A 14,742-nucleotide genomic window follows, 5' to 3' on the forward strand; every position below is an offset into this window, starting at 1 on the left:
GACATGGACATCACTGACTTTTCGTTGACGGAACAGGAACTCCAGCAATTCGACCGGGACGGTTTTATCGGCCCCTTCACGCTCTATGAGCCTGAAGAAATGATGCAGTTGCACAAGACGGTTCGCGCGCAGCTGTTCAACCGCACCCACGCGCCCTATGACGCACCCCACGATGTGGCGATCACCAATTACGACCGGCACCTGGACGTCGAACTGCTGACCCGCCACGTGTTTCGCACAGAGATCGTGCACCGCCTCAGGAGCATCCTCGGCCCGGACGTCATCTGCTGGAGAAGTGAATTCATCCCCAAATACCCTGGCAATGAAGGCACCGACTGGCACCAGGCCGATACCTTCGGGCATGCGTCCGGGGAGCCGCAGTTGGTCTGGCCTGAGGATGAGCCGTTCGGGGGTGCCATTAACGTGTGGACCGGATTCACCGACGCCACCCCGGAGAACGGCTGCATGCTGTTCATCCCCGGCACCCACCGGAAAATGAACTACGACGAGTCCATCGGCATGACATTCGACCCGGTCGCCAACAAGGACGTGGTCAAGGGCCAATACGCGCGTGGCTTCAATGGCTACGACTACAGCACCTTGCAAAAGGACAAGGGCTGGCAGCCAGATGAAGCGGCCGCGGTACCGATTGTGATGAAAGCCGGGCAATTCGTGATTTTCCGCTCGATGCTGATGCACTCCTCGTTGCCCAACTCGACGTCGGACAAAACCCGCCTCGGTTATGTGGCCCGTTATGTCCCAGGCCGTGTGAAGGTCTATCCCGACACCGACTACGTGAAGGAATTTGGTGGCGAGTACCGCCTGGACAAGTTCGGCGTGGTGCAGGTGGCCGGTACACGTACCGACCCGCAGAACCGAGTGGCGTCCAGGAGCCTCAGTGGCCTGGACCTGAAACCCTTGGCCAGCTATTGAGGAACGCCCATGGAACAGCCTTCTTACCTGGGGATCGACCATATCGCCTACGCCACCCGCTCCACGGAGAAAACGTCGGCCTTTTTCACGGCCTTGGGGTTTGAAGTGCTGTTCCATCGGCAACCGATCGATAAGTTCGGCGTATTCATCACCAAGTTACGCTCGCCGGCCGGCGAAATCGTCGAAGTGGTCGAGCCCTTTCGCCCTGACAGCGTGGTCAGCCGGTTATTGCAGGACGTGGACGCGTGCCTGTATCACGCCGCTTTCAGGGTCAGCGACCTCTCGGCTACCCAAGCCTCCCTGGCGCAGATTGGCGGGGTGACGGTGACCACGGCGATGACGATTCCCTATCCAGCGACGGCCGAACATTGCTCGCTGACCACTTCGCACATGTACCACCCGGCCGTGGGCTTGTTCGAGATCACCGGCTAAGGAGAGGCCATGGCTGACATCCTGGCAGCGCCATCGCGCTGGCTTGCGCCCTTGCCCGAACCCTCATCCAAGGAGGCCCGGAGCATTCTGCTGTGTTTCCCCTATGGCGGTGGCGCAGTGTCGTCGTTCCAGGGGTTGAGCGCGCTGCACAGCATCGGCATCGCACCGTGGGCGGTCAAACTGCCGGGCCGCGAAGAGCGGATAAAGGAGCCCCCCGTGGCCAACGTCCACGAGTTGATCGAGGCCATCGTCGACGCGCTGCAAGCGCTGACGCTGCCCTTTGCCTTCTATGGCCACAGCTTCGGCGCGGGCCTGGCACTTGATGTCGCCCACACCCTGGCCACACGCGGCCACCCGCTGCCCACCCAATTGGTGCTGTCGGGTCGCATGCCGCCCCACACCGGTTATTCCCCCCTGTTGGGGGCAATGGACGACGAGCAGTTGTGGCAGCACGTGTGTGCGCAAAGCCTATTACCCTTGCCGCCAGACGCCGATTGCAGTTTCGCCCGCGCCACCTTGAACAAGCTCAAGGCCGATTTGGCGCTTAACGCACAGCTTACCTACCGCTTTCTCCAGCCCTTGCCGATGCCGCTGCTGACCCTCAACGGCCTGGACGATCCGTTGATCGACACCCACCGTCTCGACGAGTGGCGCCCCTACAGCAGCGTGGCGTTCCATAGCCAATGCCTGCCTGGCGGGCACTTTTTCTTCAAAAGCGACTTTCCGCGCTTTTACTTGACCCTTTTAACCCACCTCAGTGAACAAGGCCGCTAAGCCGTATGGAACGTGCATTCTGGAACACCCCTTACCTGTCGAACCTGGACGCCAATGTGCTGAGCGTCGAGGGCCGTGATGTCATGATCAGCCCGACGATTTTCTTCGCCGAATCCGGCGGCCAAGAGTCGGACAGCGGCACCATCAACCACATTGAGGTCAGCCAGGCCATCGTCGACGGGGACCGGATTATCTACCGCCTGGCTGCCGACCCGGACTTTGCCGTGGGCGATCAGGTCAATGTGCAGATCGACTGGCCCCGGCGCTACGCGCTGATGCGCTTGCACTTCGCCGCTGAAGTCGTGCTGGAACTGTTCTACAAGAAATTCCCCGGCCTTGAGAAAATCGGCGCCCACATCGCCCAGGGCAAAGCGCGGATCGACTTTGCCCTGGACGGTAATGTCAGCCAACACTTCGCCAGCATCCTGCAAGACGTCGAGACGCTGGTGGCGGCCGACCTGCCGATTGAAAGTCGCTTCACCGACGCCGAGCAGTTGCGGCGCTGCTGGCGTATCGAAGGGTTTTCCCAGGTGCCCTGCGGCGGTACGCACCTGCGCAAAACCGGCGAAATCGGGCGGATTCGCCTCAAGCGCAATAACATCGGCGCGCACAAAGAGCGCGTCGAAATCTATCTGATGGATTAACCGTTCAATGCCCTCAGAGGCTTCAGGAGGCTGCCTTCATGCTGAATGTCATGTCTGCACTTGGGTTGCTGCTATTAATGCCGGGGCCAACCAACACCCTGCTATTACGCTCGGGGGTGCTCACCGGCTTCAAGCGCGCCTGGCCCCTGAGCCTGCTGGAGTGCCTGGCGTACCTGGTGCAAATATCCTTCTGGGGCTACCTGCTCAGCCATCTCGGCGACAGCGCGCCCTGGTGCCTGAGGCTCGTGCAGTTCGCCTCGGTGTGCTATTTGATCAAGACCTCGTACATGCTCTGGCGCCGTCCTGACGACACCTTGAAAGCCGCGCCGGAAGCACGCGTGTCCAGAGGGCATTTCTTTTTGCTGACGCTGATCAACCCCAAGGGCCTGCTGGTGGTCTCGTTCATCGTCCCGGCCCAGACGTTTACCGACCCGACCTTGTACCTGCAATTTGTCGGGCAATTCACGGCGGTGGTGATCCCGGTCGGCTGCGCCTGGGTGCTGTTCGGCGCACGCATCAAGCGTGGCGGCTATGCCTGGCTGACGGCCCACACTATCAACCGCACGGCATCTGTGGTTATCTGCTGCTTTGCGGTGGCGATCCTCTCCCGGCTGGCGGACTCCCTGACGCACATCAGCGTCATGCCTTAGTCCCGCCAGGTGGGACTGGCACTTTGCCACAAGTCAAGGCATGCTAGCTGCCCTCCGGGCGTCCGGCTATAGTGCACGTCGCGCGCCAGTCCAGCCAAACCGCAGGATCACAGCTTGTCCAAAGTCACGCCGCCCACTCCCCTGCGCGCTGCTCATATAGCGCCGGGAGCGCCACTGCACGGCACCCTCAAAGGCGCATTGGCGACGCTTGTCCTGCTGTTGCTCGCGTTATTGTTCTGGCAGTTGCTGGACCAGTTGCAGCAGACCCGGAAAAACCAGCAGCAATACACCATCGACTACAGCGCCGACCTGGCTGAGCAGATCAGCCTGAACATGGCCCTGAGCGCAAAAATCGCCCTCAACCTGCTACCGATGGTCGAGCCGCCGCACGACAGCGAACAGCAACAAACCCTGATGCGCACCCTGCAGCGTTCCCTGCCGGAACTGCGCAGTATTGCCCTGCTCGCCCCCAGTGGCGCGATGATCAGTGACAGCGCGACCGACAGCCAGGACAGCGCCTGGCTCGAAGCGTTGGTGCAACGCAGCCAAGGCCAGTCCTATTACCTGAGCAACAGCGACGACGGCACCCTCATCTATTTATTGCTGCACCAGCCCAGCGGTGGCTCCAGGCTGTACTGGGCCCTGCGCCTGGCGCCCGACTACCTGACCAACCTCACCCGTCAGGACGGCCAGGGCCAGCGCCCCACGTGGGCCATCGAGAACCGCGTCAACCACCGCGTCATCAGCCGGGACAGCGGCACGCCGGCCCAGTGGCCCAGCGCCCTCACCCCGGACGAACTGAATAAAAGCGTACTGATCACGCCCCTGAGCAAAAGCGACTGGCAATTGCGCGGGCTGTTCGACCGCACGGCCGTGCTCGAGGAACTGCTGCCGGCGTTTATCGGCAAATGCCTGCTGGGCCTGGCATTTTCGCTGATCCCGGTCATCGTGCTGCTGAACATGCGCCGCCGCCAGCGTCAGGTGCACGAGGGCCGACGGCGCTATCAGGATATTTTCGAAGGCACCGGCGTGGCCTTGTGCGTGCTGGACCTGTCGGGCCTGCATGGATACTTCGATAAGGCGAATCTGCAGACCCCCGAGCAACTGCAGGCCTGGCTGCAGGACAACCCCATCGAGGGCAAACAGTTACTCAAGGAACTGCGCATCACCGAGGTCAACCAGGTGGCGGTATGCCTGCTGGACGTCAGTTCCTGTGAAGAGGCGTGGGAACGGCTGATCAACGACTGCCCGCGTAACACGACCGCCATCGGCTACCAGGTGCTCGAAGCGATCCTGACGCAGCAGCGCCAGCTAGAGCTGGAAATCCAGCTCAAGGATGCGGCCGGCAACGAGCAATACCTGTGGCTGGTGATGCGCCTTCCGGAACAGCAGGACGATTTCAAGGCCGTGATCCTGAGCATCAGCGATATCACCAGCCGCAAGCTGATCGAACTCTCGCTGGTGGAACGTGAAAGTTTCTGGTCGGACGTGGTGCGCACCGTGCCCGACCACCTGTATGTGCAGGACGTGATCAGCCAGCGCATGATTTTCAGTAACCACCACTTGGGCCACACCCTTGGCTATAACAAGGCCGAACTTCAGCAAATGGGCGAGTATTTCTGGGAAATCCTGCTGCACCCCGAAGACGCCGAGCATTATCACGACTTGCGCCAGCAGCAACGCCTGGCCGGCTACAGCGCCCAGTTGCAATGCCAACTGCGCTTCCGCCACCGCAATAACCAGTGGCGGCGCTTCGACATACGCGAACAGGCCCTGGCACGGGACAAGACCACACAGGTCACGCGCATCATCGGCGTGGCCAAGGACATCACCGACCAGATCGAGGCCAGCGAATCCCTGCGCGACAGCGAACAGCGCTACCGCATGTTGGCCGAAAGCATCAGCGACGTGATCTGTTCCACCGACAGTCAATTGGCGCTCAACTACATCAGCCCGTCGGTCAGTGCCGTGCTGGGCTATGACGTGGACTGGGTATTCAAGAACGGCTGGCAGTCGATCATCGCCAACCCGCAGCAACTGGCCGGCATCCGGAAGCTGGTGGAACAGGTCAGCCGCGCGCTGGGCGACCCCGAAGCGCTGAATAAACTGCGCGACGAAGTGCAAACCCAGCTGTTCCTGTTCGACTGCCTGCGCGCCGACGGGCGCAAAGTGCCGATCGAGGCGCGCCTGGTGCTGGTGTGGGACGAACACGGCGCCTTCGAGGGCATCCTCGGCGTGGGCCGCGATGTCAGCCAGCAGCGCCGCGCCGAAAAAGACCTGCGCATGGCCGCCACGGTATTCGAACACTCCACCTCGGCGATCCTGATCACCGACCCGGCGGGCTATATCGTGCAAGCCAACGAGGCATTCAGCCGGGTCAGCGGCTATGCGGTCAGCGATGTGCTCGACCAGTTGCCCAACATGCTGACCGTCGATGAGCAACAGGAAGCCCATCTGCACTACGTGCTCAAGCAACTGCACCAGCACAGCACCTGGGAAGGCGAAGTGTGGCTCAAGCGCCGCAGCGGCGAACACTACCCGGCCTGGGTCGGCATTACTGCGGTGTTCGACGACGAAGGCGACCTGGCCAGCTACGTGTGTTTCTTCAGTGATATCAGCGAGCGCAAGGCCAGCGAACAGCGCATCCACCGCCTGGCCTATTACGACGCCCTGACCCACCTGCCCAACCGCACGCTGTTCCAGGATCGCCTGCACACCGCATTGCAGTCGGCCGAACGGCAGAAGTCATGGGTAGTGCTGATGTTCCTCGACCTTGACCGCTTCAAACCGATCAACGACTCCCTGGGCCACGCCGCCGGCGACCGCATGCTCAAGGAAATGGCCACGCGCCTGCTGGGCTGCGTGGCCGAGGACGACACCGTGGCGCGCATGGGCGGTGACGAGTTCACCTTGCTCCTGCAACCGCGGATCAGCCGCGAAATGGCGCTGAACCGTGCAATTCATGTGGCCGAGCAAATACTCGCCAGCCTGGTCAAGCCGTTCGTGCTGGAAGGCCGCGAGTTCTTCGTCACCGCCAGTATCGGCATCGCCCTCAGCCCCCAGGACGGCAACGAACTGAGCCAGTTGATGAAAAACGCCGACACCGCGATGTATCACGCCAAGGAGCGCGGCAAGAACAACTTCCAGTTCTACCAGGCCGACATGAACGCCAGCGCCCTGGAACGCCTGGAGCTGGAAAGCGACCTGCGCCACGCCCTGGACCAGAACGAATTCGTGCTTTATTACCAACCGCAATTCAGCGGCGACGGCAAACGCCTGACCGGTGCCGAAGCCCTGCTGCGCTGGCGCCATCCGCGTCGCGGGCTGGTGCCGCCGGGCGACTTCATTCCGGTGCTGGAAGAATTGGGCCTGGTGGTCGACGTCGGCGACTGGGTGATCAGCGAAGCGTGCCGCCAACTCAAGAGCTGGCACCAGAACAAGGTGCGCGTACCGAAAGTCTCGGTGAACATCTCGGCGCGGCAATTCTCCGATGGTCAACTGGGTGAGCGCATCGCCACCATCCTTAAGGACACCGGCCTGCCGCCGGCGTGCCTGGAGCTGGAACTGACCGAAAGTATTCTGATGCGCGAAGTCAACGAAGCCATGCAGATCCTCGACAGCCTGAAAAACCTGGGCCTGAGCATCGCGGTGGATGACTTCGGCACCGGCTATTCGTCGCTCAACTACCTCAAGCAATTCCCCATCGACGTCTTGAAGATCGACCGCACCTTCGTCGACGGCCTGCCGTCGGGCGAGCAGGATGCGCAGATCGCCCGCGCCATTATCGCCATGGCCCACAGCCTCAACCTGGCGGTGATCGCCGAGGGTGTGGAAACCCATGAACAGCTGGACTTCCTGCGTGAGCATGGCTGCGACGAAGTGCAGGGGTATCTGTTCGGGCGGCCGATGCCACCGCACCGGTTCGCGGCGCAGTTCAGCAATGACGCGCTGTTCATGTTCGACTGACTGTCTGCGATGAAGCCGCTGATCCCCAGATGAGCCCCGCTTGTCCGCGACATGATGTCCTTTCATATGCCATCTAAAACCCGTTGGGTTAGAATGCCCTCCTTTTCTGCCCCCGATCCTTGAGGACCGCCATGTTCAGCCGTGATTTGACCATTGCCAAGTACGACGCCGATCTCTTCGCCGCCATGGAGCAAGAAGCCGTGCGCCAGGAAGAGCACATTGAGCTGATCGCTTCGGAAAACTACACCAGCCCTGCGGTAATGGAGGCTCAAGGTTCGGTTCTGACCAACAAGTACGCCGAAGGCTACCCAGGCAAGCGCTACTACGGCGGCTGCGAATACGTCGACGTGGTTGAGCAACTGGCCATCGACCGCGCCAAGCAACTGTTCGGCGCCGATTACGCCAACGTCCAGCCACACGCCGGCTCCCAAGCCAACAGCGCCGTGTACCTGGCCCTGCTGCAAGGCGGCGACACCATCCTGGGCATGAGCCTGGCCCACGGCGGTCACCTGACCCACGGCGCCAGCGTTTCCTCCTCCGGCAAGCTGTACAACGCCGTTCAATACGGTATCGATGCCAACGGCCTGATCGACTACGACGAAGTCGAGCGCCTGGCGGTCGAGCACAAGCCGAAAATGATCGTGGCCGGTTTCTCTGCCTACTCGCAGATCCTCGACTTCCCACGCTTCCGCGCCATCGCCGACAAAGTGGGCGCCTACCTGTTCGTCGACATGGCCCACGTGGCCGGTCTGGTCGCCGCTGGCGTCTATCCGAACCCGGTGCCGTTCGCTGACGTCGTGACCACCACCACCCACAAGACCCTGCGCGGTCCGCGTGGCGGCCTGATCCTGGCGCGCGCCAACGCCGAGATCGAGAAGAAGCTCAATTCCGCGGTATTCCCAGGCGCCCAAGGCGGCCCGCTGGAGCACGTGATCGCGGCCAAAGCGATCTGCTTCAAGGAAGCGCTGCAACCTGAGTTCAAGACTTACCAGCAACAAGTGGTGAAAAACGCCAAGGCCATGGCCGAGGTGTTTATCGCACGCGGTTTTGACGTGGTGTCCGGCGGGACTGAAAACCACCTGTTCCTGCTGTCGCTGATCAAGCAGGACATCTCCGGTAAAGATGCTGACGCTGCCCTGGGCAAAGCCTTCATCACCGTGAACAAGAACTCCGTACCGAACGATCCACGTTCGCCGTTCGTCACCTCCGGCCTGCGCTTCGGCACCCCGGCTGTGACCACCCGTGGCTTCAAGGAAGCAGAGTGCAAGGAACTGGCCGGCTGGATCTGCGACATCCTGGCTGACCTGAACAACGACGCCGTGATCGACGCGGTCCGTGAGAAGGTCAAGGCCATCTGCAAAAAGCTGCCGGTCTACGGCGCTTGATAGCAGTTGCTTGAACAAGAAGCCCGGCTCTTGAGCCGGGCTTTTTTATGCAAATCAGGTCAGGCTTGGTAGACCTTCGCAAAGCCTGCGCGAATCTTGTCTTCCGGCAATTCATCGGCAATAAACACGATCACACTTTCCCGCGCCTCGTCCTCGGCCCATTCGGTATCCCAGTCGAAGCCGTAGAGTTTCAGCACGCCCTGGAACACCATGCGCCGATCTTCCCCGGCAATGTTCAGCACGCCTTTGTAGCGCAGCAACTGCTTACCGTGGTCTTCCAACAACTCGTTCATGAACTCGCTGAGGCGGTCGATATCCAGCGGTTGTTCGGTGCGCAGCACCAGGCTGGAAATGCGGTCGACGGACGGCGCGGCGCTGACCGGACGCAGGCTCATGCCGGCATTGAGGTTGAAGCCGCGCACATCGAGCAGTTCGGCCAGGTCGATGTTGCCGTGGTCGACCACGCGAATTGGCGCGCGGCGGTTGATGCGGGTCAGGCGCTGGCTGAGGGCCTCGAAACTGGCGTCGTCCACCAGGTCGCGCTTACTCACCAGCAGGCGGTCGGCAAACCCGATCTGCGCCTGGGCGATGGTCTGGGTCAAGTGGTGTTCGGCGTGGGCGGCGTCCACCAGGGTGATGATGCCGTCGAGGATGTAACGCTCGCGCAGTTCTTCATCGATGAAAAAGGTCTGGGCCACGGGGGCCGGGTCGGCCAGGCCGGTGCATTCGATCACCAGGCGGTCGAAGGCGATCTCGCCGCTGTCCAGGCGTTCGAGCAGCAGGTACAGGGCTTTGGTCAGGTCGGTGTGGATGGTGCAGCACACGCAGCCGTTGGACAGGGTCATGACTTGCACCGGCTCGGCACCCAGCAGTTGGGTGTCGATACCGGCGTCGCTGAATTCGTTTTCGATCACGGCGATTTTCAAGCCGTGCTCGGCTTTGAGCAGGTGGCGCAGCAAGGTGGTCTTGCCGGCGCCGAGGAAACCGCTGAAGACGGTAACGGGAATGGGAGAGGACAAAGAAATTCTCCTTGAAGGAACACAGAAACAAATGTGGGAGGGGGCTTGCTCCCGATAGCGGTATGTCAGTGACAGATAATTGCCTGACACACCGCTATCGGGAGCAAGCCCCCTCCCACAGGAGAGTTGCGTTAAATCAGCAACACTTGGGCCCACCCTTGCCGCCGTAACGGGCTTCCTGGCGTTCCCGGAAGAACGCCTTGTAGTCCATCATCGGCTTGTCCGGGTGCTTGGTCTGCATATGCTCGACGTAGGTGTCGTAGTCGGGCATGCCGACCATCAGGCGCGCGGCCTGACCGAGGTATTTACCGAGGCGACTGATGTCATTGAACATGGTTGCAATCCTCGATCAAGCGTCCGGTACGGCCTGGAATGGGGCTTCTTTATCCGTACGTTCTTTGTTGCCCCAGGCGGCGACGCCGACCTTGAGCGCATAGAACAGGATGCTGAACACCACGAACAGGAACAGCGCCGTCAGTGTGGCATTGGTGTACGCGTTCCAGATCACATGCTGCATCTGGTCGATGCTCTTGGCCGGAGCCAGGATCTGGCCGCCTGCCAGCGCATCGCTGTACTTCTTGGCCAGCGACAGGAAGCCGATCGCCGGGTTGGCGTCGAACAGCTTGATGAAGCCCGCTGTGGTGGTGCAGATCAGCAGCCATACCGCCGGCAGCATGGTCACCCAGATGTAGCGCTGGCGTTTCATTTTGATCAGCACAACGGTCGCCAGCATCAGCGCGATACCCGCCAGCATCTGGTTGGAGATACCGAACAGCGGCCACAAGGTGTTGATGCCACCCAATGGGTCGATCACGCCCTGATACAACAGATAACCCCACATCGCCACGCAACCCGCCGTCGCGATCAGGTTGGCGGTCCACGACTCGGTGCGCTTGAGCGCCGGGACGAAGGAACCCAGCAGGTCCTGCAGCATGAAGCGACCGGCACGCGTACCGGCGTCGACCGCCGTCAGGATGAACAGCGCTTCAAACAGGATTGCAAAGTGGTACCAGAACGCCATGGTGTTTTCACCCGGCAGCACACTGTGCAGGATCTGCGCGATCCCCACGGCGAGCGTCGGCGCACCGCCGGCACGCGCCAGGATGGTGGTTTCGCCGATGTCATGGGCCACGGCCGAGAGCGCCTCAGGCGTAATCGCAAAGCCCCAGCTACTGACGGTTTGCGCAACGGTAACGACGTCGCTGCCGACAATCGCCGCCGGGCTGTTCATGGCGAAGTACACGCCAGGCTCGATTACCGACGCGGCAACCATCGCCATGATGGCCACGAACGACTCCATCAACATGCCGCCATACCCGATGTACCGGGCGTGGCCTTCGCTGGCCAGCAACTTGGGCGTGGTGCCCGAGGAGATCAGCGCGTGGAAGCCCGAGACCGCACCACAGGCGATGGTGATGAACAGGAACGGGAACAGGCCGCCCTTCCACACCGGGCCGGTGCCATCGATGAACTGGGTCAGCGCCGGCATTTTCAGGTCGGGCATGGTCACCAGAATGCCGATGGCCAAGGCGACGATGGTGCCGATTTTGAGGAAGGTGGACAGGTAGTCACGCGGTGCCAGGATCAGCCACACCGGCAGTACCGCCGCGACGAAACCGTAGCCGATCAGCATCCAGGTGATCTGGATGCCGGTGAAACTGAAGACCTTGGCCCAGACCGGATCGGCGGCAATCTGCCCGCCCAGCCAGATCGAACCGAGCAGCAACAGCACGCCGACGATCGAAATCTCACCGATGCGACCCGGACGGATGTAGCGCATGTAGATGCCCATGAACATCGCGATCGGGATGGTCGCCATCACCGTGAAGATGCCCCACGGGCTTTCGGCCAGGGCCTTGACCACGATCAGCGCCAGCACCGCGAGGATGATGATCATGATCAGGAAGCAGCCGAACAGCGCGATGGTCCCGGGAATGCGGCCCATCTCTTCGCGGACCATATCCCCCAGGGAACGGCCGTTGCGACGCGTGGACAGGAACAGCACCATGAAGTCCTGCACCGCACCGGCCAGCACTACGCCGGCGATCAGCCACAGGGTTCCGGGCAGATAACCCATTTGCGCCGCCAGCACCGGGCCGACCAAGGGACCTGCACCGGCAATCGCCGCAAAGTGGTGACCGAAAAGGATGTGTTTGTTGGTCGGCACGAAGTCCAGACCGTCGTTATTGACCACTGCGGGGGTGGCCCGTCGTGGATCGAGTTGCATCACATTGTTAGCGATGAACAGACTGTAGTAACGATACGCAACCAGATAAATGGCCACGGCTGCGACCACAATCCACAAGGCATTGATCGCCTCGCCGCGGCGTAATGCCACTACGCCAAGGGCGCACGCACCTACGATTGCCAGCACCAGCCAGGGTAAGTGGCGTAGCAGGCTATTATTATTCTTCATTTTTATATTCCAGCCAGGGTGGACAGAAAGGACAACCACCTCGAGTTTAGCGCTACTGGCTTTAAAGGCCAGCCCCCTACGTTGGTCTAGAGCCCTGCAACGGCAAAAAAAGCAGAAATAATGGCTCAATAATAGCGCAGGGCTACAATCCCTTTATCCACAGAGGGTTTCACCATGACCGAGCAAGCGCCTGATCGCCGTCGTTTTCGCCGGATAGCCTTTGATGCCAAGACAGAACTTCGGCAAAACGGCAAGGAATGGCCGGTACAGTTGGTGGACTTATCGCTAAAAGGCTTGCTGGCGCAACGGCCCGAGGACTGGAAGGGAAATAAGGCGCTGCCGTTCGATGTCGATATACGTCTGGATCCCAAGACCCCGATAAAGATGCAAGTGCGCCTGACCCACGACCAACACGGCCTGCTGGGCTTCGTGTGCCAGCACATTGACTTGGACTCGATCAGCCACTTGCGGCGGGTGATCGAGTTGAACCTCGGCGATCAGCACGATTTGGATCGGGAGTTGGCCGCCCTACTCGAATAACGCATCCAGCGCCTGCTCCAGACGCGTCACTCCAATCACCTGCAACCCAGGCGGCGCCTCCTTCGGCGCATTGCCCTTGGGCACGATGGCGCGCTTGAAGCCATGCTTGGCCGCTTCCTTCAGGCGCTCCTGGCCACTCGGCACCGGTCGCACTTCGCCCGACAGGCCGACTTCGCCGAACACCAGCAGGTCGTGGGGCAGCGGCCGGTTGCGCAGGCTGGACATCACGGCCGCCATCAACGCCAGGTCGGACGCGGTCTCAAGCACCTTGACCCCGCCTACCACGTTGAGGAACACGTCCTGGTCGTGGGTCGGTATGCCGCCGTGACGGTGCAGCACCGCCAACAGCATCGCCAGGCGGTTCTGATCCAGGCCCAGGGTGACGCGGCGCGGGTTGGCCAGATGGCTGTCATCCACCAGCGCCTGGACTTCCACCAGCATCGGCCGGGTGCCTTCCCACGTCGCCATCACCACACTGCCTGGGACTTCTTCCTGGGCACGTGTGAGAAAAATCGCCGAGGGATTGGAGACTTCTTTCAACCCCCGATCCGTCATGGCGAACACACCCAGCTCGTTCACCGCGCCGAAACGGTTCTTCACCGCCCGCAGCAAACGCAAGCGACCGTCGGATTCGCCCTCGAAATACAGCACGGTGTCGACCATGTGCTCCAACACCCGTGGCCCGGCCAATGCGCCCTCCTTGGTCACGTGGCCGACCAGGAAGATCGCCGTGCCGCTTTGCTTGGCATAGCGCACCAGCAGCGCCGCACTCTCGCGCACCTGGGACACGCCGCCCGGCGCCGATTGCAGTTGCTCGGTGAAAATCGTCTGGATCGAGTCGATCACCATGACCTTGGGCTTTTCGATCCGGGCCGTGGCGATGATGCTTTCGATGCAGGTTTCGGTCATGACCCGCAACTGGTCCTGGGGCAAACCGAGGCGACGGGCCCGCATGGCCACCTGTTGTTGGGATTCTTCGCCGGTGACGTACAACGCCTTCATGCGGCTGGCGATGCTGCATAGGGTTTGCAGCAGGATGGTCGACTTGCCGATGCCGGGATCGCCGCCGATCAGCACCACCGAGCCGTCCACCAGGCCGCCGCCGAGTACGCGGTCGAGTTCACCGGACGCTGTGGAGAAGCGTGGGATCTCTTCGACGCTGACTTCGGCCAGGGTCTTGATCTGCGCCTGTTGCCCGGTCCAGCCGGACCGGCCGCTGGGCGCCGCGGCGCCGCCGCTTTCGATCATGGTCTCCGTGAGGGTGTTCCACGCACCACATTCAGTGCACTGGCCGGCCCACTTGGGAAAGGTCGCGCCGCACTCCGTGCAGCCGTACATGCGCTTGGCCTTTGCCATTCGAGAACCTCCAACCGAAAAACCGCGATGATAGCTCAGCGCGGCGCCGGGGTCCGGATTTCACCGCTGGCCAATCGTGCAGCACTGTTGCCGAGCGGGTCTTCGGCGTTCAAGTCGGCGCCCTTGGCCTTCAATTCGTCGAGTAACTCGATGCGCTTGAACAGCCCGGCATACATGGCGGCGGTCTGCCCGGCGCCGTTGCGCTGGTCGGGGTTGCAGTCGGTGGACAACAGGCGCTGGGCAATCTTCAGCTCGCCCTTGAAGATCGCGCCCATCAACGCGGTGTTGCCGCGCTTGTCCTGCACGCAGGCATCGGCGCCGGCGGCGAGCAGGCGCTCAACGTAGGCGCTTTCGCCGTGGTAGGCGGCGAGGATCAGTGCGGTGTAGCCCTTGTCGTCCTGGGTATTGAGGGGGAAGCCGGCGTCGATGAACGTATCGAGCATGGGCAGGTCACCGCGGCGCGCGGCATCGAAATAGTAGCCTTGCAATTGCGTCTTGAGCGCCGCCGCGTCATCGGGCACAGGCTGCCCGGCAACCCCGCTCAGCGACCAGCAGGCCAGCAGCGCCCCAATGAAGGTACGCATGATTCAACTCCTCTACAAAGCCCTTGTAGGAGAGAGCTTGCTC

13 protein-coding genes are annotated in these 14,742 nt (G+C 61.6%); 8 read left to right on the forward strand and 5 right to left on the reverse strand.

Annotated elements, in window-relative coordinates:
* Positions 1–3 precede the first annotated feature (3 nt).
* The 7 genes from ACLH0J_RS05085 to glyA all read left to right on the forward strand — a co-directional run bounded on the left by ACLH0J_RS05085 (position 4) and on the right by glyA (position 8,784).
* Complete coding sequence (locus ACLH0J_RS05085; protein WP_010562557.1) at positions 4–933, forward strand: chlorinating enzyme; 930 nt, start codon at positions 4–6, stop codon at positions 931–933.
* Positions 934–942: 9 nt separating this feature from the next.
* A complete protein-coding gene (locus ACLH0J_RS05090; protein WP_010562556.1) occupies positions 943–1,365 on the forward strand; it encodes a VOC family protein in 423 nt (140 codons plus the stop codon).
* A 9-nt stretch (positions 1,366–1,374) separates the two neighbouring features.
* Positions 1,375–2,139 (forward strand): thioesterase II family protein, encoded by a 765-nt coding sequence (locus ACLH0J_RS05095; RefSeq protein ID WP_411391107.1) that lies wholly within the window; start codon positions 1,375–1,377, stop codon positions 2,137–2,139.
* 5 nt (positions 2,140–2,144) lie between these two features.
* Positions 2,145–2,783 (forward strand): alanine--tRNA ligase-related protein, encoded by a 639-nt coding sequence (locus tag ACLH0J_RS05100; protein WP_411391108.1) that lies wholly within the window; start codon positions 2,145–2,147, stop codon positions 2,781–2,783.
* 38 nt (positions 2,784–2,821) lie between these two features.
* Positions 2,822–3,433, forward strand: coding sequence for a LysE family translocator (locus tag ACLH0J_RS05105; protein ID WP_411391109.1), 612 nt, complete (start codon positions 2,822–2,824; stop codon positions 3,431–3,433).
* Between the two features lie 114 nt (positions 3,434–3,547).
* Complete coding sequence (locus ACLH0J_RS05110; protein WP_411391110.1) at positions 3,548–7,399, forward strand: EAL domain-containing protein; 3,852 nt, start codon at positions 3,548–3,550, stop codon at positions 7,397–7,399.
* Between the two features lie 131 nt (positions 7,400–7,530).
* Positions 7,531–8,784 (forward strand): serine hydroxymethyltransferase, encoded by a 1,254-nt coding sequence (gene glyA / locus ACLH0J_RS05115; RefSeq protein WP_411391111.1) that lies wholly within the window; start codon positions 7,531–7,533, stop codon positions 8,782–8,784.
* A 59-nt stretch (positions 8,785–8,843) separates the two neighbouring features.
* On the opposite strand, the gene yjiA is transcribed toward glyA, so the two are convergent.
* The 3 genes from yjiA to ACLH0J_RS05130 form a co-directional block, all read right to left on the reverse strand.
* Entirely contained in the window at positions 8,844–9,803 is a 960-nt protein-coding gene (yjiA, locus tag ACLH0J_RS05120; protein ID WP_411391112.1) for a GTPase, read from the reverse strand.
* A 136-nt stretch (positions 9,804–9,939) separates the two neighbouring features.
* A complete protein-coding gene (locus ACLH0J_RS05125; RefSeq protein ID WP_003176208.1) occupies positions 9,940–10,137 on the reverse strand; it encodes a YbdD/YjiX family protein in 198 nt (65 codons plus the stop codon).
* A gap of 15 nt (positions 10,138–10,152) precedes the next feature.
* Complete coding sequence (locus ACLH0J_RS05130) at positions 10,153–12,219, reverse strand: carbon starvation CstA family protein (RefSeq protein ID WP_411391113.1); 2,067 nt, start codon at positions 12,217–12,219, stop codon at positions 10,153–10,155.
* A 174-nt stretch (positions 12,220–12,393) separates the two neighbouring features.
* On the opposite strand from ACLH0J_RS05130, the gene ACLH0J_RS05135 reads away from it, so the two are divergent.
* A complete protein-coding gene (locus ACLH0J_RS05135) occupies positions 12,394–12,759 on the forward strand; it encodes a PilZ domain-containing protein (RefSeq protein WP_411391114.1) in 366 nt (121 codons plus the stop codon).
* Here the strand turns inward: ACLH0J_RS05135 and radA are convergent.
* Complete coding sequence (gene radA / locus ACLH0J_RS05140; RefSeq protein ID WP_411391115.1) at positions 12,748–14,115, reverse strand: DNA repair protein RadA; 1,368 nt, start codon at positions 14,113–14,115, stop codon at positions 12,748–12,750. The genes ACLH0J_RS05135 and radA overlap by 12 nt on opposite strands.
* A 35-nt stretch (positions 14,116–14,150) precedes the next feature.
* Positions 14,151–14,699, reverse strand: coding sequence for an ankyrin repeat domain-containing protein (locus ACLH0J_RS05145; RefSeq protein ID WP_411391116.1), 549 nt, complete (start codon positions 14,697–14,699; stop codon positions 14,151–14,153).
* Positions 14,700–14,742 lie beyond the last annotated feature (43 nt).

Source organism: Pseudomonas sp. MPB23, assembly GCF_046605395.1.
Taxonomy (GTDB): Bacteria; Pseudomonadota; Gammaproteobacteria; order Pseudomonadales; family Pseudomonadaceae; genus Aquipseudomonas.